Below are 26,346 nucleotides of genomic sequence, written 5' to 3' on the forward strand. Positions count from 1 at the left end.
GACAAGTCATGAGTTAAGTTGCTAGCACTAAAAGTGATTTGATTAACAGAATACAATAAAAATTAGAATTGGCTCATAATTGTCTAGGGATTAAACCCCAGGTAATTATGAGTTTAATAAAAGCGGTAAGTAAAGCGAAAGTAAATGGGGTTATTATTTCAACTCAACAGAAATAATAAGTAAATAAAGGTAATGTTAATTTATCACCTGTCTGGGGTGAGGGTTCATTTTACCTCGAAAAATTAGGAATATAAAAATAATGACTACAAGTCACCAGGATTCTTCATTTCATCAAATGAATGAAGAGCAGCTTCCCGTTGCTAAAAATAAACTGCACGGGTGGAAACACTTTGCGGGTTTATATGCTGGGGAGCATGTTGCTGCAACTGAATTTGTTATTGGTGCGACCTTTGTTGCCTTAGGTGCATCGACAATTGATATTCTTCTGGGGTTATTAATTGGTAATCTATTAGCCATGTGCTCTTGGTGGTTATTAACGGCACCTATTGCCGTAGAAACACGATTAAGTTTGTACAATTATTTAAATAAAATTGCTGGCGATTCGATGACTAAGCTCTATAACTGGGCTAACGTGATTATCTTTGCGGTCATTTCTGCCGCAATGATTACAGTGTCGTCAACCGCGGTTCGTTTCTTGTTTGATATCCCTGCACAGTTAAATTGGTATCCGAGTAGTTTGTGGTTTGTCATGATCGTATTGGCCGTTGGCTCAATTGTGGTTGTGGTAGCCATGTACGGATTCTCAACCGTAGCTGACTTTTCTAAAATATGTGCTCCTTGGCTATTTGTCATATTCATTGCAGGTTCTTTCAGTTTGTTTCCTGAGTTGTCAAACCATGTTATCGGCTCAACCACGCTAACGAGTTGGCAAGACTTTATGACCATTGGCGACAGCTCGATTTGGACTGGGGTTAATGACAAAGGTGAAAAGGGCATAGGCTTATTAGAAGTCATTGGCTTTGCTTGGGCAGCTAACTCGATTACTCACTTTGGTTTAATTGACATGGCCATTTTCCGCTTTGCTAAGCGTAAAAGTTATGGTTTATTTTCTGGTGTGGGCATGTTTTTTGGCCATTACCTAGCTTGGATCTCTGCAGGTATTATGGGTGCAGGTACTGCTGTGCTTTTAAAAACCACCATTACGCAACTTGATCCAGGTGATGTGGCATATCATGCATTGGGCTTTTCTGGTTTTGTTATTATCATTATTGCGGGTTGGACCACTGCAAATGCTAACCTTTATCGTGCCGGTTTAGCCGCTCAGTCAATCTTTGTTAATCAATCACGTGAACGCACGACCGCTGTTGTAGGGCTAGTGACAGTTGTGATTGCCTGCTTCCCATTTGTGTTTACCCAAATGCTGCCACTCTTAACTTATGCAGGTTTATTAGTTGTGCCAGTAGGCGGTATTGTATTTGCTGAGCACGTGTTATTTCCTAAAATTGGGTTAACTCGTTATTGGGCTAAATATCAAAACCTCTCTAAAAGTACACCTGCTATTGCAACGTGGGCGTTAGCATTAATATTTGGTTTTGGTTTAAATAGTTTAGATATTATTTCGTTTTATTACTTATTTATTCCAACATGGATATTCACCATTATTGTTTATACCGTGTTAGCGAAAAATTATGGCGCTGATTTAGACTATACCGATGCTATTTTAGCTGATGAAAAAGAGCAGCAACAAATTGCTGAATATCAAGATGCAATGGCCAAAGATGATAAAGAAACAATCGATGACACGAGCAAATTGACTAAGTTATTAAATGGTTTTGCATTTGTTTCTTTAGCTATTATTGCCGGGTTGGCTGTTAATGTGATGTTTTATAGTCCTAGCATGGATATTTATGCAGAGAATAAATCACTATTTGAATCAGTCAGTTTTGCATGTACTGTTATTTATTTTAGTTGCTCGTATTTTGCATTGAAACGTCATAAAAATTTAAATTCATAAAGAGTATTGAACGACCCAAAGCGTGAATAAATTGCTTTGGGTCAGGCGTGTTATGTTAATAACACGAAATAGATAATTATATTTTACGGGGCATGAACATGCAGCACACTCAACAATCAAACGTTAAACTGAACACGCTAAATCAACAATCGTTACCAACTTTACCTGCCGATGTTGATGTGCCTAATTATGACCGCAGTTCACTCACTGCCGGTATTGTGCATATTGGTGTGGGTGGTTTTCATCGCGCTCATCAAGCGATGTATGTCAATGAGCTGCTAAAAAAGCCAGGCTCAGAATCGTGGGCGATTTGTGGTGTTGGCTTATTAGAAGCAAACCGCGGTTTACGTGACGTATTGGTAAAACAAGATTACTTGTATAGCCTTACTGTTCGACACCCAAATGGGCAGATCGATCATCAAGTGATTGGTTCAATGATCGACTTTTTATTTGCACCAGAAAACAAAAAGCAGGTCATTGATAAATTGGTTAATCCTGACACCAAAATTGTGTCTCTCACGATTACCGAAGGTGGTTACAACTTTAACCCTGCAACAGGTGAGTTTGATTTTACTAACCCAGAAATTATCCATGATATGGCTAATTTACAAGATCCAATCACTGCCTTTGGTTATATCACTGCTGCATTAATACAGCGTAAAGCCTTGGGCATGAAACCTTTTACTATTCAGTCTTGCGACAATATTCAGCACAACGGTGACATGACCCGTAAAATGCTATTAGCATTTGTGAGTAAAATTGATGCAGAACTTGGCCAATGGATTGCTGCAAATGTGGCGTTTCCAAATGCGATGGTTGACCGTATTACCCCATTAACAACCAAAGCAGATATTGAATATGTGGCCAATGCATATAATGTTAATGATGAATGGCCAATTACGTGTGAAGCCTTTACTCAATGGGTTATTGAAGATAACTTTAGTGATGGCCGCCCTGCGTTAGATACTGTTGGTGCTCAATTTGTTAGCGATGTTACCCCTTTTGAGAAAATGAAAATTCGTTTACTCAATGCTGGCCATTCTGTTTTAGGCTTGCTTGGTTCTATCAATGGGTTTGCTACTATTGATGAGTCGGTGACCGATCCGTTATTTGCAGCGTATTTACGCAAATTTATGGATGATGAAGTCACACCATTATTAGACCAACTAGACGGTATTGATTTAACTCAGTACAAAGACACCTTAATTGAGCGTTTTGCTAATCCAAACATTAAAGACAGTTTGGCGCGTATTTGTTTAGAAAGCTCAGCAAAATTACCTAAGTTTCTTATTGCTTCAATTAATGAAAACATCGCACAGGGCCGAGATACTTCTTTAGCGACTTTAGTTATTGCAGCGTGGTGTTTATACAGTGACAAGCGTGTGGATCAGCAAGGTAATAAACTTGATATTAACGACCAAATGGCTGCTCAATTACACGATTATGCAAGTAAAACCGAGCAAGATCCTTTGGCGTTTTTACAGATAACCGACTTATTTGGTGAGTTAAATAATCAGGCTAATTTCTGTAAGGATTACCGCCAAGCCATTGCTACATTGTATGCACCTGGCAGTGATATAAAAACGATTATGCAAGCAAGATTACAAGCAAAAGGTTAAGCCATATGAATAGCATATTAATTAATCATAAAGCCAAGGCTGATATTAACATCAGTTGTTTTGGTGAAGTGTTGTGGGATTGCTTTCCTGACGGTAAGCGCGTTGGCGGGGCACCACTAAATGTGTGTGTTAGGCTCAATGCGTTAGGCATTAAAGGCGCCATGATTAGTGCTGTTGGTGATGATGCGCTTGGGCAAGAGTTGTTGGCCTTTATTGATGAGCGTGGCGTCAATCGTGATTGTATTGCCATTGATCCGCATAAAAGTACCAGTACAGTACAAGTAACATTAGATAAAAATGGATCTGCATCATATGAAATTGTTGCCGACACTGCCTGGGATAATATTGAGTTAACAGACAGTGTGATTAGCCAGGTAAAACAGGCTGATGTATTTGTGTTTGGTAGTTTAATCGGCCGAAGCCCTGTCTCTTTTGCAACGTTAGCTGCTTTAGTGGAATGCGCTAATTTTAGTGTGTTTGACGTTAACCTTCGTGCGCCACACTATGACATCGACAGTATAGTTAAGTTGATGAATAAAGCTGATTTTATCAAATTAAACGATGATGAGTTATACGAGATAGCTAAAGCAATGGGGTCACCGTTTAATTCTTTAGAACAAAATTTAGATTTTATTGCTGCGCAAACACAAACTCAGTATTTGTGTGTGACAAAAGGCAGTCATGGTGCTTTGTTAAGTGTTAATGGCCAAAAGTTTTACAACTCTGGCTACTTAGTCAAAGTGGTTGATACGGTTGGTGCAGGCGATTCTTTTTTAGGATCGTTATTGTATCAATTATGCACTGACAATAATCCACAGTTTGCCATCGATTTTGCTTGCGCTGTTGGTGCGATGGTTGCTCAGTCTGCTGGTGCAACACCTGTGTTAACGCTTGAACAAATTAATGCATTTATGCAGCCACAATAAGGGGTTAATGGATAAGGCAGTAAACCGTTTTATGTAAACAATTGTTGTATGTAAAAGTGAAGTGTCGTGTGTCGTTTGGGTTAGTTCCCCTTTATTTAACCCAGTAGCGCTTAGTTGAGATAACTAAGCGCTTTTTTCTTTTCTAACCACCATTAGTGCTCGTTGTTTAACTCTAAAATCCCTGCACTTTTAGAACCAAACAACTGTTGATGTAACCTGCCTGCAAACTCATCTGTCATGCCTGATATATAATCTGCAATTACTCGCATAGGGTTGGTTTGCTCTGAGGTTGCCGTTAACCATCGCTCGCGCGTATTAACGGGTAATAAACGTTCAGGATCTGAGGCAAAAGCTTCAAATAACTCCATTACAATTTGCTGGCCTTTATATTCGATCATTTGAATTTCAGGCTTACGAATGACGTATTTAAACACCAGTTGTTTGAGTACATGAAGCGTTAGGGCAAAATCGGTTTGTAATTCTGCATTATATTTGAGTAACTCGGCTTCAAAGAGCTCATGGGTATTGATATTTATGGCAGTAACAAAGCCATTTACCAGGGTGCCAATGGCATCTTTTCGAAGGTGATGCTCGTGAGAAAACAGCTTTTCGCCAATCTTGGCAATTTCTGATTTAAGCCACTCATCATTTATATTGCAAAGTGGCTCTACGACATCGCTTTGCCATTGCCTTTGGTTAACAATGCCCATGACGATGGCGTCTTCGAGATCGTGTACTGCATAGGCAATATCATCTGCCAGCTCCATAATTGAGCAGTCTAATGATTTAAAGCGCGTTTTAAGGTGAGGGTAATGGGTGTTAACTGTGCTTTGCTCGCTGCTAATAAACAATTGCCGGTCGTCGTCGCTCAGAGCAGATAATACCCAATCAATAATCGGTTGGTCATCGTCAAATAACCCTTTTACGGGCGGCCAATCAGAGGGCTTTAATTGCCTATGGTTTGCAATGTCGGGTTTGTTGAGATCTATATACAGTTGTGAATGCATTGCCGGGTATTTCATGATCCCAAGCAAGGTTCGTCTTGTGAGGTTCATGCCCCAGGATGGCGTGTAAGGTTCTAGTCTCGACAAAATCCTGAAGGTTTGGCCGTTGCCTTCAAATCCGCCGTGATGGCGCATCATATAATTCAGTGCAACTTCACCGCCGTGTCCAAATGGCGGGTGACCTATATCGTGAGCTAAACAGATTGATTCGATTAAACTCATTGAGTTGAGTAAGGGTTTTAACTGAGGGTATTTACGGCGTAATTGGGCGGTAATGCCTGTACCGATTTGAGACACTTCTAGCGAATGCGTTAACCGTGTGCGATAAAAATCATTCATACCAACACCGAGTACCTGGGTTTTGGCTTGTAAACGTCTAAATGCAGCTGAGTGCAGTATGCGAGCGCGATCGCGTTGAAAAGGGCTTCGATGATCATTACGGCGTTGCTTGTCTTCACCTAACAGGCGCTGGTGCCATACATTGTCTTGCTGTGTTGTGGTGTCGGACATAGGGCTCCTTACAGCATTTGATTAATTTCGTCTAAATTGAGGGTAAAGCTTGGGATAAAACAGTCTCTAAAATATCGTACTGCTGGGTTAGGGTTTTCATCTAGCATGTGTTCTAAACGTTTACGGGCACTGTTAAATTCACTGTTTCCGGCTTTTTGTTCTTCTAAACATTTTAAATAGGCGCACAGGGTGTCGGCGGCTTTAACAATGGCTTTATATTGTGGGTCGGCCTGTTCGCTAATAAATAAGCTGCGATAATCGTCTTTAAATTCATCGGGCACCATTTCTAACATACGTTGCTCTGCAATGGCTTCTATCTTTTTATATTCCGCTTCAATTTCTTTATTAAAGTACTTCACCGGCGTCGGTAAATCGCCTGTTAGAATTTCACTGGCATCATGATAAATCGCAATGGTTGCGGCTTTGTTTGCGTCTAAGTGGGTTGCAAACTTCTTATTACTGATAATCACTAATGCATGGGCGACCATGGCCACTTGTAATGAATGCTCCTGAACGTTTTCACGGCGAACGTTATACATTAATGGCCAACGTTGAATTAACTTCATCCGGGCTAAATGGGCAAATAAATGGCTCATGAGACTCCTTACTGCGCTCAATCAACTGTAGTTTCTGTTTTGTCAGCTTACCTGAGCTTTAGGATAAAAAAAAGCGACTGTTCAGTCGCTTATCTTTAAGTTATGTTGAAAATCAACCCATTTACTGGCGGTAATCTTCTAAAAAGTCACCAAACTCGTGTAGTGCTTTGGCCAAATCTTCTTTATGCGGTAAAAATACAACACGTAAATGATCGGGCTCTGGCCAATTAAACGCAGTGCCTTGTACTAGCAAAATTTTCTTTGTTTTAAGCAAATCTAACACTAGGCGTTCATCATCGCGCAAATTAAACTTTTTCATGTCTAATTTTGGGAAGGCATATAAGGCGCCTTTTGGCTTTTTGCAGCTCACGCCAGGAATTTGATTAAGCAATTCGTACACGGCATCTCGCTGTACGGTTAACCGACCATTAGGCAGAATTAATTCGTTAATTGATTGATAGCCGCCTAAAGCCGTTTGTATTGCATGTTGATTGGGTACGTTGGCACATAAGCGCATAGAGGCAAGCATTTCTAGGCCTTCAATGTAGCTCTTGGCTGCCTTTAAATTTCCCGATAACATCATCCAACCCACGCGAAAACCCGCGGCGCGATATGCTTTAGATAAACCATTAAAGGTGATGGTTAAAATATCGTCAGACAAACGCGCGGCAGGAATGTGCTTTGCCTCGTCATATAAAATTTTATCGTAAATTTCATCAGCAAATAATATGAGGTCGTGCTGGCGGCAAAGTTCAATAACCTGTAACAGCAACTCTTCACTATATACTGCGCCAGTTGGGTTGTTTGGGTTAATTAATACTATGGCTCGAGTGCGGCTGCTGATTTTACTTTTTATATCGTCTAAATCTGGAAACCAATCTGCTTCTTCGTCGCAACGATAGTGCACGGCTTTGCCACCGGCTAAATTCGCTGCCGCTGTCCACAATGGATAGTCAGGCGAGGGGATGAGCACTTCATCGTCGGTATTGAGTAACCCTTGCATGGCCATCACAATTAGCTCAGAGACACCGTTACCAATATAGATATCTTCAATATCTACCCCAAATATACCTTGTGCTTGGTAATGTTGCACAATGGCTTTGCGGGCAGAAAATAACCCTTTAGATTCGCAATAACCTTGGGCGCTGGGCAGGTTTAAAATCACGTCTCGCACGATTTCTTCTGGGGCTTCAAATCCAAATGGGGCTGGGTTACCGATGTTTAATTTTAAAATACGGTGACCTTCGTCTTCTAAACGACGGGCCTCTTTGTGAACAGGTCCTCTGATGTCGTAGCAAACAGAGTCAAGTTTATTGGATTTGATTATGGGGCGCATACTTCTCTCGATAACTAATTACGGCTTAAGTTAGCGAACCATAACGAATTTATTGATATTGTGGAAGAGGCAAATGTACAAATTGAATAATAATATTAGTGATTAATGCTGTTTTGTGGGCTACTTAAGCCTTTGCTTTAGTGTTTTATGCTGTGGAGTTTGTTGTTTTTAGATTTTTAATGTTGTTTGGGTGCAAAAAAGCCAGCACGTATGCTGGCTTTTGGGGTGTTTACTTGAGTTATTGCTATTTCTGCTTAAACTCAAATTAACAGGCGATTAAACGCGCTTTTTGAACTCGCCAGTGCGAGTGTCAATTTCAATTTTGTCGCCCACTTTAACGAAGTCTGCAACAGTAACAGTACCACCACCAGTGATAGTCGCTGGCTTCATTACTTTACCTGACGTATCGCCACGAGCAGATGGCTCAGTGTAGATAACTTCACGTACGATGTGCACTGGTAATTCTACAGAAATGGCTTTGCCGTTGTAGAATGTCACTTGGCATTGATCTTCCATACCATCAACGATGAATGCTGCTGCATCACCTAGGTTGTCAGCTTCAACGTCGTATTGGTTGTATTCTTCATCCATAAATACATACATAGGATCAGCAAAGTAAGAATACGTACAATCTAGACGTTCTAAAATGATATCGTCTAACTTGTCTTCACCTTTGAAGGTTTGTTCAGTGCCAGAATCGAGCAATAAGTTTTTTAATTTTAACTTAACGATTGCAGCGTTACGGCCAGAACGAGTTGTTTCAGTTTTTTGAACAACCCATGGGCTGCCATCTAACATGATCACGTTACCAGGACGGATTTCATGAGCAGTTTTCATTGTACTATTTCCTATATATATGGACTTTTTATATTTACAGAGCAGTATCTTAGCTATTTTTAACGAATTGAACTAGTCGACTCGCAAGATCTGCATCATTTAATGCGTTATTTGGCCAATTAATGGCATGTTGCTGTAACGGCAAAATAACAGAATTTAATTGTTGCCAATAACTCACTATGGCATTTTGATCGCCTTGATTGAAGGCCAAATTCACCTCACGCCAAGGGGTCGCGATTTCTGCCGGCAGATTATCGCAGTAAATCTTCATAAAAGCTTCTAATTTTACCAGATGATAATCATCTTCTTGCGGATAAATGTGCCAAATAAATGGTTTTGCAGCCCATTGTGCTCGTAAAAATGAATCTTCACCGCGTACAATATTAAAATCAGCGCTCCATAACAAGCGATCAAAGCCAATTTGGTCGGTCATAGGTAAGATATGAACCGTGAGATTGCCAATAGAGAATTGTTGACCGGGTATCAAATTTTGTGTGTCACAATTGAGCACGGACGCCAAGCTGGTTAAACTGCGGCCTTTTGGGACAAGTGCATGTATGGCGGTGGCAGATGTTTGCCAATGGTGAATGAGGGCAGGAAGCGCTTCGGTTTCGTAGCTAAATACACTGATAACAGAGTCATTAACTTTAATTCCATGTAAACCGAGGTCGGCAAATAATGCCATCTTATTGTTAGGATTTGCTTGCCATTGAATGCGATCATTAAGAATATGTTTTTCGCAAATCAATCCGCCCGTGTTATGGGTAAATCCTGGGAAATAAAACCACTTTTTTATGCCATTCATTTGCGTTGACGGTAAACCATGACAGCCTTCAACCCACTCTTCGGCGCTTAAATATTCTAAGTTTATCCAATGAGGTGTTTGGCTTTGTGGGCATTGATGTAATTGCTCAATAACGGTTTTTACCTGTTCGGGTAATTCACAGGCAAACGCCTCTATGACGACTTGGCCAGCGTTGTAGCTTGTATCCAGTGGGTTATTCCATTGAAATATATTCACACCGTTAAAGGTTTGCTGTGGCAGGCTTGGGTTTAATGTCGGTAAGATATGCGAAAAACTGTGTAGATCATCGACCCATAAATTAACGGGTAAAAGGTATTCTGCTGCCAGTTGTTTCGCTAAACGCCACGTTACGCCGATGTCGCCATAGTTGTCGACCACGGTGCAAAAGATGTCCCAGTGCTTAGCTGTGGGGTTGGGCTTTATTGTAGGCATAACTAGATTGATCGTCAGGGTAGATGTTTATACTAAAAAAGCGGCTATAAGCCGCTTTTTGTTGACAGAGTCGGCCAGGATTTAGTCGGCCAATTCAGCTAAACACATTTCGTCGTAAATTTGCTTAACCCATGCATCAACACGTTCTTCTGTTAATTCTGGCTGGCGGTCTTCGTCGATCCCTAAACCGACAAAGTGCTTATCGTCGACCATACCTTTAGAGGCTTCAAAGTCGTAACCTTCCGTTGGCCAGTGACCAATGATGATACCACCACGGGCTTCAACGATGTCGCGGACCATGCCCATTGCATCCAAGAAGTATTCTGCATAGTCTTCTTGGTCACCACAACCAAAAATCGCCACTAACTTGTCGGTAAAGTCGATTTGCTCAAGTTCTGGGAAAAAATCATCCCAATCGCACTGTGCTTCGCCGTAATACCAGGTCGGGATACCAAACATAAGCAAGTCGTATTCAGCGATTTGCTCTTTGGTGCTCTTAGCGATGTCTTTAACATCGATCATGCTTTTACCCAGTTTTTTCTGGATCATTTTGGCTACAGCTTCGGTGTTACCTGTGTCGCTACCGAAAAAAAGACCTACAGTTGCCATTGTCTATCCTTTAAATATCTAGTTCGCGTTGTGCGATGTTCGAAAAACGTCTCAGTTGTCGAGTTGCTGTTGCAGAATAAATTCGATTAACTGGCTACGACTGATGTTACTGTTCAAAGCTTGTTGGTTCAAGGCATCATATAAATCTTGTGACACTTTTAACTCTATTCGCTTTAAACCGTTAGCGCGATCACGCTGAATTTGGTTTCGCTTATTGATCTTTAATTGCTGTTCCCGAGACAGTGGGTTACTTCTCGGACGCCCTCGGCGTGTTTCTGTGGCAAAAAGGTCAATAGTCGTTCTATCTGTTGTTTCTTTTGCCATTGTATTTTTAACCGATCCCAGAGCCTTCCCAGGTCATCTGTATAATACCTTTTGCAATAAACCCGGCGCAGCCGAGAAATAGCACTGCCCAAACAATATATCGACCAAATTTAGGGACATTACCTTGCTTGAGCACATCATGGATTGCCATACCGATAAAGAAGAATATCGCAGCAAAAAACAAGTTTAACCCAACGGCTTCAATTTGATCCATGTACTGATTTAACATACTTCTACCTTCGCTTTTATCATGTCTGGCGAAAAGAGGGCGCGAATATATCACATCGTGTCAGAATTGGGTATGCGCAATAAAGTAAATTATTAAATTTACCCTTGGTTTTGTTCAATAAACTCAGCAACGATACGATTAAACATTTCAGGCTTTTGTGCATGTAGCCAATGGCCTGTGCCATTTAGGGTTTTTGCGGTGACCTGTGGAAATTGGCGAACAATTTCATCCCGGTGTTCTGCCGTAACATAGTTTGAGTCCCCGCCGCGTATAAATAGCGTTGGCTTGTTAAAATGTACATCAGCACTGATTGGCAAATCCCAACCAATAATACGTTCATAGGCGTTAATTAGACCATCAAGGTTCATTTTCCATTCAAAGCCAGACTCGGTTCGTTGTAGGTTTTTAAGTAAAAACTGTGCGGTACCTTCATCTATGCCAGAAGACACTAAATGGGTTAATGCCGATTTACGGCTGGTATTTTCGTCAAAGACTAGGCTGGTTAGCCCTGCAAATACAGTTTGATGGCGTGGCTCATAAGCCACAGGGGCAATATCTGCAACGACTAGACTTTTTACTCGTGTGGGATGTAACAATGCCATTGCCATGGCGATTTTTCCGCCCATTGAGTGACCAACCACATGTGTAGCAGTTAGGTTTAATTGATCTAATAACTGAACCATTGCATTAGCCAGTGTTGGGTAATCCATATCGTCCCAGTGTTCACTTAAACCGTGATTAGGCACATCGACACGGATAACTTGATGATTGTGAATTAACACACTACCTAAGTTTTTTAAGTTATCCAGATTGCCAAATAAACCATGAATAAGCAGCACCGGTTCGCCGTGACCGTCAGAAACATAATGCATAATGCGATAAACTCGTTACAACAATGAATGGGGCAGAATTTTGCGGTAATGAGTTAAGCAAATCAAGTTTTGATGCTTGTTTAAGCCAATGTTGCTGTAAATTTAAACGTGTACCAATAATTTTTAATGAATATGAACGATTAAATGATTTTGTCACTTTATTAGTAGGTTATGCTTGGCATACACTGAAGCTATATTTTGATCCCGATACGTTAATTTGATCGGCGATCGCTCGTTTGGCGTTAGTTGTTTGGTAACGTTAAACCTAATACAGATAAAAGAATAAGGATGACTCTGATGAAATACATTGAAATTGATGAAGAACTTTATCGTTATATTGCCAGTAAAACGGAACGTATTGGTGAGAGTGCTTCAGATATTTTACGTCGTTTATTACATTTATCAGTGGAAACCGTTGTTGTTGATTTACCCGATGCCATTAGTGAGCCTAGCCTTGAAACTGAGCCAAAGCCAGTATCAGACGCTCAGAGTCAACGCAGTCAGTTATTTAACCAAGCAAAAGCGGCCGTTGAAAAAGTCATTGCAGATCAAGCCTCGCCAGATACAAAAACAGAGTCAGAAGACAATACCGTCGTGATTGATTTTAAGTCTATCGTGAATGAGCATTTATTGGCTCAGCAAAAGGGCGCGGTGGGGCGGTTTATGTTTTTATTAGGCAATTTACAAGCCGCCAGCGCGACTGAGTTTAATAAGGTTCTTGATATTCAAGGTAAAGGGCGTTTGTATTTTGCCCGTTCAAAACAAGCGTTATTGGATTCAAGCCAGTCATCGAACCCGAAAGAAATTGGTGCCAGCGGTTTTTGGGTGACAACTAATAATAATACTGCGAAAAAGCAAACCATATTAACTGAGGTGTTGGTGCATTTGGGGTGTGACAGTGAAAAAGCTCGTATCATTGCGCAATACATTTAATTTAATCTTTGTTAACTAACTCAAGGAGACCACTTGTGGCCATTCATCAACGTGCAGGACAGCAAGCTTTACAAACGGATTTAGTGAATATTCCTAAATTGATGAGTCACTATTATCGTATTATTCCGAATGTGGAAGACGTGCAACAAAAAGTGACATTTGGTACATCTGGCCATCGTGGCAGTGCATTTAACACAAGCTTTAATCAAAATCACATTTGGGCGATAACACAGGCCGTTGTTGACTATCGTCAAAGTGCGAATATTACCGGCCCCATGATAGTGGGTTTTGACACCCACGCCTTGTCTTATGCGGCATTTATGTCTGTGGTTGAAGTCTTAACGGCTAACCAGGTAAAAATGTTAATCCAACAAGATGATGGATTTACCCCGACACCAGTTGTTTCTCAAGCCATTGTTCGTGCAAATGCGGCTAAGCCATCGGGTTTAGTGGATGGTTTGATTATCACTCCATCGCACAACCCACCACAAGATGGCGGCATTAAGTACAATCCACCTCATGGTGGACCGGCTGAAGGTGAGATCACTAAAATTATTGAAGCTAAAGCTAATCGATACCTAGCCGAGCAATTATCTGGCGTTAAGAAAGTCAATTATGGCGTGGCGGTTAAATCGGGTTGGATTGATGAGGTTGACTTTATTGCCCCTTATGTTGAGTCTCTGGCTCAAGTTATTGACATGGAAGCAATTAATAAAGCCAATATTCGTATAGGTGTCGATCCGTTAGGTGGTTCTGGTATTTATTATTGGGAACAAATTGCCGCCCAATATGGTCTTGATATAACGCTTGTTAATGACAAAGTAGACCCAACTTTTGGGTTTATGCCGCTGGACAAAGACGGCAAAATCCGTATGGATTGCTCATCGCCTTATGCCATGGCAGGGCTTCTTGCTCACAGCGAAAACTACGATTTATGTGTTGGTAACGACCCTGATTATGACCGTCATGGTATTGTGTGCCCAGGCTTTGGGTTAATGAACCCTAACCATTATTTAGCTGTGGCCATTGATTACTTGATGACACATCGCCCTGACTGGAATCAGTCGTTAGCAGTAGGTAAAACGTTAGTGTCAAGTGCGATGATTGACCGGGTGTGTCATGCACTAGGTCGTCAGTGCTTAGAAGTACCAGTGGGTTTTAAATGGTTTGTTGATGGTTTAGCCCAAAGCACCATTGCTTTTGGCGGTGAAGAAAGTGCCGGCGCGGCGTTTTTAAAACGTGATGGCAGCACCTGGTGTACTGATAAAGATGGCTTTATTTTAGCGCTATTAGCCGCTGAGATTTTAGCGGTGACCGGTAAAACGCCAGCGCAGCGTTATAAAGAGTTAACTGAAGAGTTTGGTGAGAGTTTTTATACCCGTATCGACAGCCCAATTAGCCTGAAGAAAAAAGCCAAGTTTGAATTGCTCAACGCTCAAAGCTTTACTGAGACCGAGCTTGCCGGTGAAGCTATTACAGCCATTTTAAGCCATGCGCCGGGTAACAATGCGGCTATTGGTGGGATTAAAGTGACCACTGCCAATGGCTGGTTTGCTGCTCGCCCATCTGGCACTGAAGCGTTATTTAAAATCTACGCTGAAAGCTTTATAAGCCAGCAGCATCTTGATGAGATTATTGCTCAAGCGCAAATCATGATTGATTCGGCTTTAAAAGGTTAGTTTGACTCACAGTAATTTTAACGCGTAAATAAAAAAGCACTGAATACTCAGTGCTTTTTTTGCCTAACAAAGAAGGTTATGCAAGATCGAATCGATCGGCATTCATCACTTTGGTCCATGCGTTAACAAAGTCGTTTACAAACTTCTCTTTTGCATCGTCTTGGGCATAAACTTCAGCGTACGAGCGTAAAATAGAGTTTGAACCAAACACTAAGTCAACACGAGTCGCAGTCCACTTCACTTTATTGGTACCACGTTCAACAATGTTGTACAGGTTGGTGCCGACAGGTTTCCAGCTGTAAGCCATGTCAGTTAAATTGACGAAAAAGTCATTTGATAACACCCCCACATTGTCGGTAAATACACCGTGCTGTGTGTTGTCGTAATTAGTGCCCAATACACGCATGCCGCCAACAAGTACTGTCATTTCATGTGCGGTTAAGCCCATTAATTGGGTGCGGTCTAGCATCATCTCTTCTGGCTGCACAACATAGTCTTTCTTTTGCCAGTTACGATAAGCATCGTGTAGTGGTTCTAACACTTCAAATGACTCAACATCGGTTTGCTCTTGGGTGGCATCACCACGACCAGGTGCAAACGGGACAGTGATATTAACACCAGCATCTCTTGCTGCTTGTTCAACAGCTGCACTGCCGCCCAGTACAATAAGATCTGCCATGCTCACTGATTTGCTGAACCCAGCTTGAACGCTAGCAAGTGCTGCAAGCACTTTTTGTAATCTTGCCGGTTCATTACCTTGCCAGTCTTTTTGTGGTGCTAAACGAATGCGAGCACCATTTGCGCCACCACGGTAATCAGAACCTCGGAAAGTACGCGCGCTGTCCCATGCGGTCGCCACTAGCTCAGCAACGCTTAACCCTGTGGCTAAGATGTTTGCTTTTAAGTCACTGATTTCTTGTTCAGTTAAGGTGTAATCCACTTTTGGAATAGGATCTTGCCAAATTAACTCTTCTGCTGGCACATCTGGGCCTAGGTAACGAGCTTTAGGGCCCAAATCACGGTGAGTTAGCTTAAACCAGGCGCGAGCAAATACGTCAGAGAAGTAGGCTGGATCTTTATAAAATCGTTCTGAAATCTTGCGGTATTGAGGATCCATTTTCATTGCCATGTCGGCGTCGGTCATCATAGGTTCGACTTTAATTGACGGGTCTTCAACGTCTGCAGGCTTGTGCTCTTCTTTAAGATCGACAGCCTTCCATTGCCATGCGCCAGCAGGGCTTTTGGTGAGTTCCCAATCGTAGTTAAGTAATAACTCAAAATAACCGTTATCCCATTGTGTAGGGTTTGTGGTCCAGGCGCCTTCAATACCACTGGTGACGGTATCGCGGCCAATTCCTCGGCTTTTTTTGTTGATCCAACCTAGGCCTTGCTCTTCAATATCCGCACCTTCTGGATCTGGGCCTAAGTTCTCAGCTCGGCCGTTACCATGGGCTTTACCTACTGTGTGACCACCTGCGGTAAGGGCAACGGTTTCTTCATCATTCATTGCCATACGCGCGAAGGTAATGCGAATGTCGTGTGCGGTTTTCAGTGGATCTGGGTTACCGTCAACCCCTTCAGGGTTCACATATATTAAGCCCATCATGACTGCAGCAAGTGGGTTCTCGAGATCGCGCTCACCAGAATAACGGCTGTTTTCAGATCCACTTGGTGCTAGCCATTGTTTTTCTGAACCCCAATAGATGTCTTTTTCTGGATGCCAAATGTCAGCGCGACCACCAGCAAAGCCAAAGGTTTTTAAGCCCATCGATTCATAGGCTACGTTACCAGCCAAAATCATCAGATCAGCCCAAGAGAGTTTGTTGCCATATTTTTTCTTGATTGGCCATAAAAGGCGACGAGCTTTATCTAAGTTGCCGTTATCTGGCCAGCTGTTAAGTGGAGCAAAACGTTGGTTACCTGTGCCAGCACCACCGCGACCATCGGCAATACGGTAGGTACCTGCTGAGTGCCAGGCCATACGGATCATCAAACCACCATAGTGGCCCCAGTCTGCTGGCCACCAGTCTTGGCTGTCTGTCATTAGTGCGGTGAGATCTTTTTTTACAGCGGCAAGGTCTAAAGATTTAAAGGCTTCACGATAGTTAAAATTAGGATCCATTGGATCGGTTTTGCTGTCGTGTTGATGAAGAATATCGAGGTTAAGTGCGTTAGGCCACCATTCCATCACATCGTTAGCTACAGCGGTGTTACCGCCGTGGTTTACCGGACATTTACCCTGGGGGTGTTTTGCTTTTTCCATGAGATTTTCCTTTATCACAGTACGAGTTTATACGTTAAGCACCATTGACTATCTCTCAAGACTAACTGACTCAATTTGGCTATTAAAGCGACTTTTATGAATCTGTCTAATCGATTTTACTAATACAGAGTTCGTTCAAGTTTATAGGCCTAATTGATCAACCTCCGCTCTCGATATTCGGTGAATGTACGACTCTGAGGTTGTCTGCTACGTGTACATATTTTCAAAACCTTAGATTCAAAATCATATCCAACTTGTCGTTTACACTGATACTTTGTCGAATTAGCATAGCAATACTTATTAAGTTAATTAGACTCGATTATCGGCGTAAAAGTATGTTGGTTTTTTAATGAATGCTCAGAACGGTGAGCGCTTAATAATAGAACAATTTTTAATTGAAAAGATTAAAGAATTATTTAATTGAAAAGTATGATCTACATCATTAAATGATTTTATGCTGGGTAAAGGTTTGTCAACGAATGTGGGCAGAAACCGCAAGCGATAAACATGCCAATCATAGGGTGGCTGACATTGCCATCCTATGATTGCGCGTTGTTATGGAGGCGTTATGATTAACCGCGACAGCCAAATAACTTTAATTCAGTAATGGCGTTTGCGACTGCTTCTGGTACCACCTCTTTCCATTCGTCTTGTCCACGGCAAATTTGTTGTAAAATTTCACGTGAATAAATACTGAATAATTCAGGGTTGCTGTTTTCTATGCTGGTGATGAAGCCATTATCGAGTAAATGGCGGAATAGATAACGCAAATTATTGGGCACGCTCACCGTGGTTAAGTCGTTAACTTCACCTTTTTCATTCATTTCTGGATAAACGAATAAGCGGGTATTGTCTGGGAAGAGTTTACCAAATGCTTCAAGAATACCGCCTTCCATGCCGCGGTAATATTCTTCATCAAAAATTTGCTTAATGTTAACCATTCCAACCACAATACCAATTTGTAATTGGGTGTATTGTCTAAAGTAGGCTCGCAGTGAAAAGTATCGGGTATAGTCCGATATCATCACGTTATAACCAAGTGTGTTAAGCAGCTTTACACGTTCCATGATGTCTTTTTCAGACATATTGGCGTCTTTACCGTGTAAATCATTTAATGAGATTTCGGCAATGAGTACAGTATTTTTGTTATTGACACCGTCAAGCAGAGTAAACGCTTTAAGGCCTTGCTCAATCATGTCGACATTGAGTTTTGTGACGGGCTTAAATGAACCGCGGATGGTCAATACGTTTTTTTTGTAGAGCATATCTGCAGGTATGGCCACACTGCCATCGGCTTTAAACATAATCGCCCGGGTTTTCCAGCTACGAATAAGGTGGATGTTCTTGGCTTGATTGTCTACATCTTCGAAATAGGGACCCTGAAAATCGATACAATCAATCTCAATACGATTGGCTTTCATGTTATCGGTTAACGAGTCGATGATTTTCTTTGGATCTTCAAAATAATAGTAGCTGGCATAAATCAGGTTGACTCCTAAAATGCCAAGAGCCTGTTGCTGCGCTTCTGCACTGTCGTCAAACATACGCACGTGCACTATGATATTTGAGGGCTCAGCGCCAGGATACATTTGGATCCGTACACCACACCAAGCATGACATTCGTTTTTACGATTAAAGCTTTTTGCTGCCACGGTAGCTGCATAGGTAAAGTAGCGAGATGATTTAGAACGTACAGAACCGACACGATCAACCACTAAATCAAACTCTTGCTCCATCATTGCAAGCACGCGTGCCTTGCTGACATAGCGGCCATCTTCTTGAACGCCATAAATGGCATCTGAGAACTTCATATCGTAAGCAGACATGGTTTTAGCGATTGTGCCCGCCGCCGCGCCAGCGACAAAGAAGTTACGCGCTACTTCCTGGCCCGCACCAATTTCAACAATAGTACCGTACTTTTTGTCGTCTAAATTTAGGCGTAAAGCTTTTTCTTTGGTGCCTCGGGAACTGACTTGCTTATCCATATTATCTCCAACCGATTTGCGTCTAGCTTTTCAATTTTGCTGACAATGTTATATCAACAGTCAATGACTGTCAGTGTTAGACTGAAATTATTGAGATTATTATTGAAAACCACTGCGCTTTAGCGGTTCTCGTTTCTTGGTACATCAATCATTGTTTGTAAAAATACTGCTGAGAAAGGGGCTTTTTGTTGCTTTTTAATTTGCGGGCTTAAGCCATTTTCTATTAATACAAATAAGTAGTCATGGCCGTTGCTTGCTTTGACTTTACCAGCAAGATTGGCCACACCTAACATGCTGCCCGTTTTGGCAAATACATGGTTTTTTAAGGGTGATTTATTAAAGTAACGTTTGTAACGTAAGGTGCCGCTAACACCAGACTCTGGCAAGGTGTCGAGTAAAAAATGATATTCAGGGTGCTGATAAACTGTGGTCAGTACATTTAGTACTTGCTGTGCACTGAGTAAATTATAACGTGATAACCCTGAACCATCTGCAATGTTGGCGCCAGCTAAGTCGATACCTAAAGAATACAATATGGCTTTCAATGCTTGACTACTTCGAGCAAAGTCACTGGGCGATTGATAATACGACTCGCCAAGTTTTTTTAATAAACTGTCTGCAATTAAATTATCTGACTTTAATAGCATGGTTGATAACAATGCTGTTAATGGGGTAGATTGATGACTGGCAATCAGTTGCCGTTGACCCGATGCAGGTTTAATTTGGTGGCGACTTAGTACCATAGGCGCATTATGTTGTATGCCTAAAGTGGTTAATTGCTTAGCCACAATATTTTGGGCATAAAGTGCGGGGTGCGTAATCGCAATCGCTAGGGGTAATGATTTAGCTCCTACGTGGCAACCTGTGAGATGGTAACGATTATTGTCAAATCGGTTTAGGGTTAATTGGCAGGCTGGTTGGCTGTTGGCTTGCGTATACACCGAGCCTGCAGGAGCGGCTTTGTGTTGCGATTGTGCCACGGTAGGGTTAATAAAGTAGGCATCGTTGCTAATGTCGATAGGGCGCTTGCCCATTAACGTTATTTGAGCGGTTTTATTATACCCTTTGGTTGACAAACGCCCATAAACGCAATTTTTATCAATAATAAAAGGCGATATTGGCGCGGCATAACAAATGCCTAAATCATCCCACACCCAACCAGGCGCTTGTAGTTGGCTGTCTTGATCGCTGACTAACACTACTTGGCCGTCAATTTTCTTGATGCCTAGATCCCGCAATGATGTCAGTAATTGGTATAGGTTTTGATACGTTAATGTAGGGTCGCCACTAAATTCGACATAAATATCACCCCCATAAACTCCATTACTTATTATCTGTTTGGTGAGCGGCGTTGGATGGTATGTGCTTAATTGGGTTTGGTAATAAAAATTTGGGCCGAGTTGCTTTGTTGCCGCTAATGCCGTTAACAGTTTTTGAATGCTCGCTGGCTGCATCAATGATTGGTCATTATAGGTAAATACAGCTTGTTGTGTGGTCATGTCCCAAACACTTATTCCAAGTTGCGCGTAAGCCGGCTTAAGTAATTGCAACATGTTTTCAAGGTATTGGGTTTCGGCTTTATCTGAGGCGGTTGTTTCAATGACCTGTGAAGATGTCGCTAGATTTTGTGGGATTTTTATTTCTGCTAATGCAGCCGGAGCCGCTAAAAAATAAGTTGTTAATACACATAACAGGCTACATAAGCGCAAATGCTGCCGCTGAGAAGGTTTTTGGGGCAATGCAGTAGGAAAAGGTAAATACATATCTGCCTATAACGTTGTCTAAGTGCGATGATGCTTTGCAATATCTTGTTATTTTAGCTTAACAAATTATTCACCGAAACGACTATATAGGGCGTTTAGCAAAATATATTGTTGAGGTTAATGCTCTAATGGTCAAACGGCTTATATACCAAAGGGATTACGCGAAAGTCGGCACTTAGTGGCGTAAGTTGCTGTGCACTAAGCCAGCACATTGCAACATATTTAGCTAGGTTGTGTTCATTTTGTGCAATTAATGCCACTAAAACCTGTATAAAGTAAGAAACATCTTGCTCATCACTTGGTTAGTCGGTAATTTCTATCAGCTAAATTAGGCTCCATTGCTGCGATTTAACGCAAACTTAACCATTGTATGGTCTATTAATGCGATATCTTGTGGAAAAGGGGGGGGTGTGGCGAAACGTCTGTCAATATTGCCCGTTAAGCCCGAAGCCTTGCTTATGTCGCAGCCCACATAATCATAACGATAGGCTGTAGACTGTTTTATTTTCTCATCACTTTACGATTGTGAGAGTCACTCATTTTTAAGGAGGATGCCTTGCTGGATAAGCTAGGTGGTATAGCGCTAAAAGCGGATGCGGTATCTTGGTTGTTAACTCCCCAAGAATTTAAACAAGCATTATTAGCTCGAATTGCATCAGCAACATCTTCAATTTACATTGCCGCCTTGTACGTCGAAGACGATGAAGCCGGCCGTGAAGTGTTGCATGCGTTATTAGCTGCTAAAGCGCGCCAACCAGATTTAGACATCAAAGTACTGGTCGATTATCACCGTGCCCGTCGTGGGCTCATTGGCCATAAAGGCGACAGTGGTAATTATATTTTGTACCGTAATTTGATGGACGAAGCATCGCATCCGTTTGATATTATTGGTGTACCGGTTAAATCACGTGAGTTTATGGGCGTGTTGCACCTCAAGGGCTTTGTTATTGACGATGCCGTGATATATAGCGGTGCAAGTATTAACAATATTTATCTGCACCAAAAAGATAAGTACCGATTTGATCGTTATCATGTCATTGAAAGCGCTGAATTAGCTCGTTGTATGCGCGATATGATAAAAAATGACATCATCAATGATGCTGCTGTTAGCGTGTTAAGTCAGCCTTTAGAAAACGAATACAACCCTGAAAAGCAGGATATTAAGAACTTTAAAAACAAGCTCTCTCAAGCGCATTATCAGTATTCTGGCACAACCGTTGGTAATCGTGTTACTCCGCTATTGGGGTTGGGGCGTAAAAATAATTTATTGAACGACACTGTCATTAAGCTGGTTGAGTCATCTAGGCAACACCTGTTTATTTGTACCCCCTATTTTAACCCTCCAGCCATATTATCACGAGCACTGGCTAAGCATCTTCGTGCGGGCAAAAAGATAGACATAGTGGTAGGTGATAAAACCGCAAACGATTTTTACATACCACCAGAGCAAGATTTTACAACCATTGGTGCTTTGCCATACATGTATGAGCAATCGTTACGTAAATTTGCCAAACGCCAGCAATGGGCCATTGAAAATGGTCAGTTGAATATTCATTTATGGAAAGACGGCATCAATAGTTTCCATTTAAAGGGGATTAGTGCCGACAATCGTAAACACCTTATTACAGGCTCTAATCTTAACCCCCGTGCGTGGGCATTAGATTTAGAAAATGGCTTGTTGTTACATGACGAGTCAGGAAGTTGGAAAGCGTCTTTTATTGCTGAACAAGCACATATTTTATTGCATACCGAGCGCTTGTTTCATTACAGTCAAATAGACACTTTACATAAATATCCCAAGCCAGTGAAAAAGATCATGAATCGGATCCGTCGTTTAAAAGCTGATTTTTTATTGCGCCGTATCCTATAATCCTCATTGTATGAACCGTATTTTATATTCATCACCTTTATGGTGATGAATTTTTTTCACTTCAGAGTGTTATATGACCCAAGTTGTTAGCCAAAATCTTAAAGCTCCGATACATGCAGTGCATCGCTTGCATGCTTATCGAAAATCACTGTCAACAAAACCGTTTGGTGCGCGTGGGAAAAAGCTGATCCGTTGTGAATTGTGTTTATTGGGTGAATTATTTTGCACATGCAAATACCGGCAATATTTGGCGACGCAAGTCAGTTTTATGTTATTGATGTATAACGACGAAGTATTAAAGCCTACCAATAGCGGCCGCTTGATTGCTGATTTAATCCCTGATACCCATGCGTTTTTATGGACTCGTACAGATCCCGATCAAGCTATGTTTGCCGTGCTAAATGATGACCGTTATCAGCCTTACTTAGTGTTTCCGCAGCAATACATTGAAAACCAGCAACCTATTGTTAATCAAATTTTGCCACATGATTTAGGGCAAGCTCAGGGCAATAAAAAAATTCCCTTGTTGATTATGCTTGATGGTAGTTGGCGTGAAGCCATAAAAATGTACCGTAAAAGTCCGTATTTGCACCAGATGCCAGTGTTATCCTTTGCCCCTGAGGCATTAGCGACGTATGCACTGCGTAAAGGCAGTCATGATTTTCAGCTTGGTACTGCTGAAGTGGCTTCATTGGCGCTAACCGCAGCCCAAGAGCCGCAAAATGGTGTTGCGTTGTCTGCCTGGTTTGATTTATTTGTTGAGTCATCATTGCTTGGACGTAATCGCCGCGCTAAAGAAACCTTAACGCCGATAAATCAATATATTAACGCTTTTACTGATGCATTAGCTGTGAGCCTTGACCAACCGGTGAGTGATAAGTAAAAACTGGGCAATTTGCATCTTTTTGATTTTTACGGGATGCTAAATGGCAGCTCAATTGGATCGCTTGCTTGGTTTAAATCCTAAGTGCCATAATACAAATTTACCCGACTGATAAGGATGATATAACAATTGTATGGAAGACCTACTCAATAGCTCTGGGCATAACAGCATGCAAAAATTAGTCATATTATGTAGACTCGAACCCGGATGCCTAGGCCCTGATGGCGTCGGTCATATTATCACTTTTTCTCAACTTGCCGAGCGGAGCTTAGCCAATTTTAATGCCGATATATGCCAATGGTTTATCTCTCCTCGTTTTGATAAATCCTTAGCAGAAATTCAATACAGCCTTGCTGGTAAAATATTACCCCGCGATAAGGCCATCAAATTTGTGCAATCGTTCGATCAAAACCTTGATGATATAGAAGAGCGATTTGAAGACAAACTAACCCAGTTGATTAACCAATATATTGCCCGTAAACAGGCTCAATAAGGGTATATTGAGCCTGATGGTTGGCACGCTCTTTTTTACATAAGCCTATGTTGTATTGGGTTTAACATTCATAACAAGGAACATTATGACAACCCATACCCCAATTATTGCACAGGGCTCTTCACGCTTAAACGTTGCCGATTTACATTTACTTTTGCAGCAACAGTTTGGCTTTGCTGAGTTTAGAGAAGGGCAGCAACAGGTCATCGAAACGATTTTGTCTGGTCACTCCGCGTTAGCGATTTTCCCCACTGGTTCTGGTAAATCTTTGTGTTATCAGTTTTGTGCTCAACAACTGCCCAATTTGACGTTAGTGATTTCACCATTATTGGCATTAATGAAAGATCAGCTGGCTTTTTTGGCCAGTAAAGGCATTGCTGCCGCCAGTATTGATTCGAGTTTAACCTACGAGCAAACTCAACAAGTTATGCGAGATATTCGTGACAAACAGACTCGGATATTAATGGTCTCGGTTGAGCGTTTTAAAAATGAGCGCTTTAGGCAGTTTTTACATTCTGTGCCGATTTCATTACTGGTGGTTGATGAAGCTCACTGCATTTCAGAGTGGGGGCATAATTTTCGTCCTGATTATTTAAAAATTCCGCAGTTTTGTCAGGCGTTTTCAATCCCACAAACCTTGTTACTAACGGCCACAGCAACAGAACAGGTTAAACGCGATATGGCCTCGCGGTTTGCATTGGCACCACAGCAGATTGTTCAAACTGGTTTTTATCGTTCAAATTTAGATTTGTCTGTGATTGCCGTGACTGAACAAGAGAAAAATCATCATCTTGTGCATTATGTAAAGCACTTTACGGCGAGTGATTGCGTAGGGATAGTGTACGTTACGTTACAGCACACTGCAGAAGACGTTGCCCAGCTGTTAAAAACGGCTGGGGTTAACGCGCAGGCGTATCATGCAGGGATGGAGCAAGAGTCACGACAAAGTATTCAGCAACAGTTTATGGATAATCAAGTCCAGGTGATAGTCGCGACTATTGCCTTTGGTATGGGAATAGATAAATCTGATATTCGCTTTGTTATTCATTATGACTTACCTAAATCGATAGAAAATTACAGTCAGGAAATCGGCCGAGCAGGGCGCGATGGACAGCTATCTTATTGCTATACTCTGGCAAACTTGGATGGGTTAAATACGGTCGAAAACTTTGTGTATGGCGATACACCTGAGCCAGAAAGCATTGCTGATTTATTAGAGATTATTGCGACAGAAACGGATCAAGGGCGCTGGGAAGTGCAAGAGCTATCTTTATCTACCGCTTGCAACATTAGAACGCTGCCCTTAAAAACCTTATTTGTGCAGTTAGAACTCATGGATGTGATTAAGCCAAGTTTTGCGTATTTTGCCGACTTTAAATATCGCTTTGTTGAAGACAAACACGTCATACTTAATCGCTTTAACCCTGAGCGCCAGGCATTTTTAAACCAGATATTTGAACATACGCATTTTAAAAAGATTTGGGGGCAACTGGATTTTGACCGTTTGTACCAGCAATATGGTAGCGAGCGTCAGCGGGTAGTTGCAGCGCTTGAATATCTAGCCGAACAACAATTGATTGTGCTTGAAACAAAAAAAATTACTCAAGTATTTACCGTCAATCAGCAAGTGTTGCACTCTACTTTGCAGCGACAGCAACTGACGCAACAATTATCGGACTATTTTAGTGATAATGAGCGCAAAGAAATTGTGCGGATAAGTAAGTTGGTCGCCTATTTTGAGCTCGACACTTGTTTAAGTTCTGCATTAGCGCTGTATTTTGATGATCACGCTGCGCCACAAACATGTGGCCATTGCAGTGTTTGTCGAGGGCAAATTGCGGTATTATCTAAACAGACGTTGCCTGCATTACCAGAGGCAGACAACATTGCCACTTTACTTGCACCATTGCAGCAAGTGGTTCAAGACAAATCGTTACCCACTTTGACCATAGCAACACAGGCTAAGTTTTTAGCTGGTATGGTGATGCCAAGATTTAGTCGATTGAAAGTTAAACAATTTGAAGGCTTTGGCCGTTTTAGTGCTTATCGATACCAAGACATTCTGGATGCTCTTAAGAAGGTGAATTCATGAAACCCGTTCCAGAAGCATTATTAAAGAAACACGCTAATTTAGTGCAAACTGAAGGCGTGACTGTCATTTCTCATACGCAGCGAGAAATCGGTGATTGGGTGCTGCAAACCCTTATGATTGAAAATTGTGATGTTCCCTTTAAGTACAAAAGACCTAAGCGCTTTAAAAGTTTGCAGGGTCAAAAGGTGAATTTAATTTATTACCCTTCTAAAGAAGTGATTGCAGGCTTTGAAATCGAAATAATGCAAGTCGTGCGGGTACGACGCTATTAATCACTCTTCTACTGGCTCTGTACAATAGGTCATCTCGTT

22 protein-coding genes are annotated in these 26,346 nt (G+C 41.6%); 10 read left to right on the plus strand and 12 right to left on the minus strand.

Translation table 11 applies throughout. The features are described from left to right. Nucleotides 1-259: 259 nt before the first annotated feature. The 3 genes from K8B83_RS12040 (at nt 260) to K8B83_RS12050 (ending at nt 4,520) form a co-directional block, all read left to right on the plus strand. Nucleotides 260-1,975, plus strand: coding sequence for a purine-cytosine permease family protein (locus tag K8B83_RS12040; RefSeq protein ID WP_223417285.1), 1,716 nt, complete (start codon nt 260-262; stop codon nt 1,973-1,975). A 98-nt stretch (nt 1,976-2,073) separates the two neighbouring features. After that, on the plus strand, nt 2,074-3,594 hold the full coding sequence (locus tag K8B83_RS12045) for a mannitol dehydrogenase family protein (RefSeq protein ID WP_223417286.1): 1,521 nt from the start codon (nt 2,074-2,076) through the stop codon (nt 3,592-3,594). A gap of 5 nt (nt 3,595-3,599) precedes the next feature. Further along, nucleotides 3,600-4,520, plus strand: coding sequence for a carbohydrate kinase family protein (locus K8B83_RS12050; RefSeq protein WP_223417287.1), 921 nt, complete (start codon nt 3,600-3,602; stop codon nt 4,518-4,520). Between the two features lie 152 nt (nt 4,521-4,672). Here the strand turns inward: K8B83_RS12050 and K8B83_RS12055 are convergent, their stop codons facing one another. The 9 genes from K8B83_RS12055 to K8B83_RS12095 all read right to left on the minus strand — a co-directional run bounded on the left by K8B83_RS12055 (nt 4,673) and on the right by K8B83_RS12095 (nt 12,074). Continuing rightward, the gene (locus K8B83_RS12055) at nt 4,673-6,034 is read right to left on the minus strand and encodes an anti-phage deoxyguanosine triphosphatase (RefSeq protein ID WP_223417288.1); all 1,362 of its coding nucleotides are present in this window, start codon (nt 6,032-6,034) and stop codon (nt 4,673-4,675) included. Between the two features lie 8 nt (nt 6,035-6,042). Continuing rightward, on the minus strand, nt 6,043-6,630 hold the full coding sequence (gene yfbR / locus K8B83_RS12060) for a 5'-deoxynucleotidase (RefSeq protein ID WP_188739702.1): 588 nt from the start codon (nt 6,628-6,630) through the stop codon (nt 6,043-6,045). Between the two features lie 121 nt (nt 6,631-6,751). Continuing rightward, nucleotides 6,752-7,966 carry a pyridoxal phosphate-dependent aminotransferase gene (locus K8B83_RS12065; protein WP_223417289.1) on the minus strand — a complete coding sequence of 405 codons (1,215 nt, stop codon included), beginning with the start codon at nt 7,964-7,966 and terminating at the stop codon, nt 6,752-6,754. 276 nt (nt 7,967-8,242) lie between these two features. Then, nucleotides 8,243-8,803: an elongation factor P gene (gene efp, locus K8B83_RS12070; RefSeq protein WP_188739700.1), complete on the minus strand. Its 561-nt coding sequence runs from the start codon at nt 8,801-8,803 to the stop codon at nt 8,243-8,245. Nucleotides 8,804-8,852: 49 nt separating this feature from the next. Then, nucleotides 8,853-10,040, minus strand: coding sequence for an elongation factor P maturation arginine rhamnosyltransferase EarP (gene earP, locus K8B83_RS12075; protein ID WP_223417290.1), 1,188 nt, complete (start codon nt 10,038-10,040; stop codon nt 8,853-8,855). Between the two features lie 81 nt (nt 10,041-10,121). After that, the gene (fldA, locus tag K8B83_RS12080; RefSeq protein WP_223417291.1) at nt 10,122-10,649 is read right to left on the minus strand and encodes a flavodoxin FldA; all 528 of its coding nucleotides are present in this window, start codon (nt 10,647-10,649) and stop codon (nt 10,122-10,124) included. Nucleotides 10,650-10,700: 51 nt separating this feature from the next. Then, complete coding sequence (gene ybfE / locus K8B83_RS12085) at nt 10,701-10,973, minus strand: LexA regulated protein (protein ID WP_188739697.1); 273 nt, start codon at nt 10,971-10,973, stop codon at nt 10,701-10,703. Nucleotides 10,974-10,980: 7 nt separating this feature from the next. After that, entirely contained in the window at nt 10,981-11,202 is a 222-nt protein-coding gene (locus tag K8B83_RS12090; RefSeq protein WP_188739696.1) for a DUF2788 domain-containing protein, read from the minus strand. A gap of 98 nt (nt 11,203-11,300) precedes the next feature. Next, complete coding sequence (locus tag K8B83_RS12095; RefSeq protein WP_223417292.1) at nt 11,301-12,074, minus strand: alpha/beta fold hydrolase; 774 nt, start codon at nt 12,072-12,074, stop codon at nt 11,301-11,303. A 297-nt stretch (nt 12,075-12,371) separates the two neighbouring features. Between K8B83_RS12095 and seqA the strand changes: the two genes are divergently transcribed. Both seqA and pgm read left to right on the plus strand, forming a co-directional pair. Next, nucleotides 12,372-13,007, plus strand: coding sequence for a replication initiation negative regulator SeqA (gene seqA, locus K8B83_RS12100; RefSeq protein WP_188739694.1), 636 nt, complete (start codon nt 12,372-12,374; stop codon nt 13,005-13,007). Nucleotides 13,008-13,042: 35 nt separating this feature from the next. Further along, complete coding sequence (pgm, locus tag K8B83_RS12105) at nt 13,043-14,686, plus strand: phosphoglucomutase (alpha-D-glucose-1,6-bisphosphate-dependent) (protein WP_223417293.1); 1,644 nt, start codon at nt 13,043-13,045, stop codon at nt 14,684-14,686. 76 nt (nt 14,687-14,762) lie between these two features. Here pgm and katG read toward each other — a convergent pair whose 3' ends face one another. The 3 genes from katG to dacB all read right to left on the minus strand — a co-directional run bounded on the left by katG (nt 14,763) and on the right by dacB (nt 20,697). Beyond that, nucleotides 14,763-16,949: a catalase/peroxidase HPI gene (katG, locus tag K8B83_RS12110; protein WP_223417294.1), complete on the minus strand. Its 2,187-nt coding sequence runs from the start codon at nt 16,947-16,949 to the stop codon at nt 14,763-14,765. 572 nt (nt 16,950-17,521) lie between these two features. Next, the gene (locus K8B83_RS12115) at nt 17,522-18,934 is read right to left on the minus strand and encodes a TonB-dependent receptor (RefSeq protein ID WP_223417295.1); all 1,413 of its coding nucleotides are present in this window, start codon (nt 18,932-18,934) and stop codon (nt 17,522-17,524) included. Between the two features lie 119 nt (nt 18,935-19,053). Beyond that, complete coding sequence (dacB, locus tag K8B83_RS12120; protein WP_223417296.1) at nt 19,054-20,697, minus strand: D-alanyl-D-alanine carboxypeptidase/D-alanyl-D-alanine endopeptidase; 1,644 nt, start codon at nt 20,695-20,697, stop codon at nt 19,054-19,056. Nucleotides 20,698-21,253: 556 nt separating this feature from the next. Between dacB and pssA the strand changes: the two genes are divergently transcribed. From pssA to K8B83_RS12145, 5 genes are all read left to right on the plus strand, one after another. After that, nucleotides 21,254-22,567, plus strand: a complete 1,314-nt coding sequence (pssA, locus tag K8B83_RS12125; RefSeq protein WP_223417302.1) for a CDP-diacylglycerol--serine O-phosphatidyltransferase — start codon at nt 21,254-21,256, stop codon at nt 22,565-22,567. Nucleotides 22,568-22,640: 73 nt separating this feature from the next. After that, a complete protein-coding gene (locus tag K8B83_RS12130; RefSeq protein WP_188739688.1) occupies nt 22,641-23,450 on the plus strand; it encodes a tRNA-uridine aminocarboxypropyltransferase in 810 nt (269 codons plus the stop codon). Nucleotides 23,451-23,619: 169 nt separating this feature from the next. Next, complete coding sequence (locus K8B83_RS12135) at nt 23,620-23,943, plus strand: hypothetical protein (RefSeq protein WP_223417306.1); 324 nt, start codon at nt 23,620-23,622, stop codon at nt 23,941-23,943. An 85-nt stretch (nt 23,944-24,028) separates the two neighbouring features. After that, nucleotides 24,029-26,035: a RecQ family ATP-dependent DNA helicase gene (locus tag K8B83_RS12140; protein ID WP_223417313.1), complete on the plus strand. Its 2,007-nt coding sequence runs from the start codon at nt 24,029-24,031 to the stop codon at nt 26,033-26,035. Continuing rightward, entirely contained in the window at nt 26,032-26,307 is a 276-nt protein-coding gene (locus tag K8B83_RS12145) for a hypothetical protein (RefSeq protein ID WP_188739685.1), read from the plus strand. Before K8B83_RS12140 ends, K8B83_RS12145 begins: the two co-directional genes overlap by 4 nt. Nucleotides 26,308-26,346 lie beyond the last annotated feature (39 nt).

The organism is Shewanella inventionis (assembly GCF_019931735.1).
Classification (GTDB): Bacteria; Pseudomonadota; Gammaproteobacteria; order Enterobacterales; family Shewanellaceae; genus Shewanella; species Shewanella inventionis.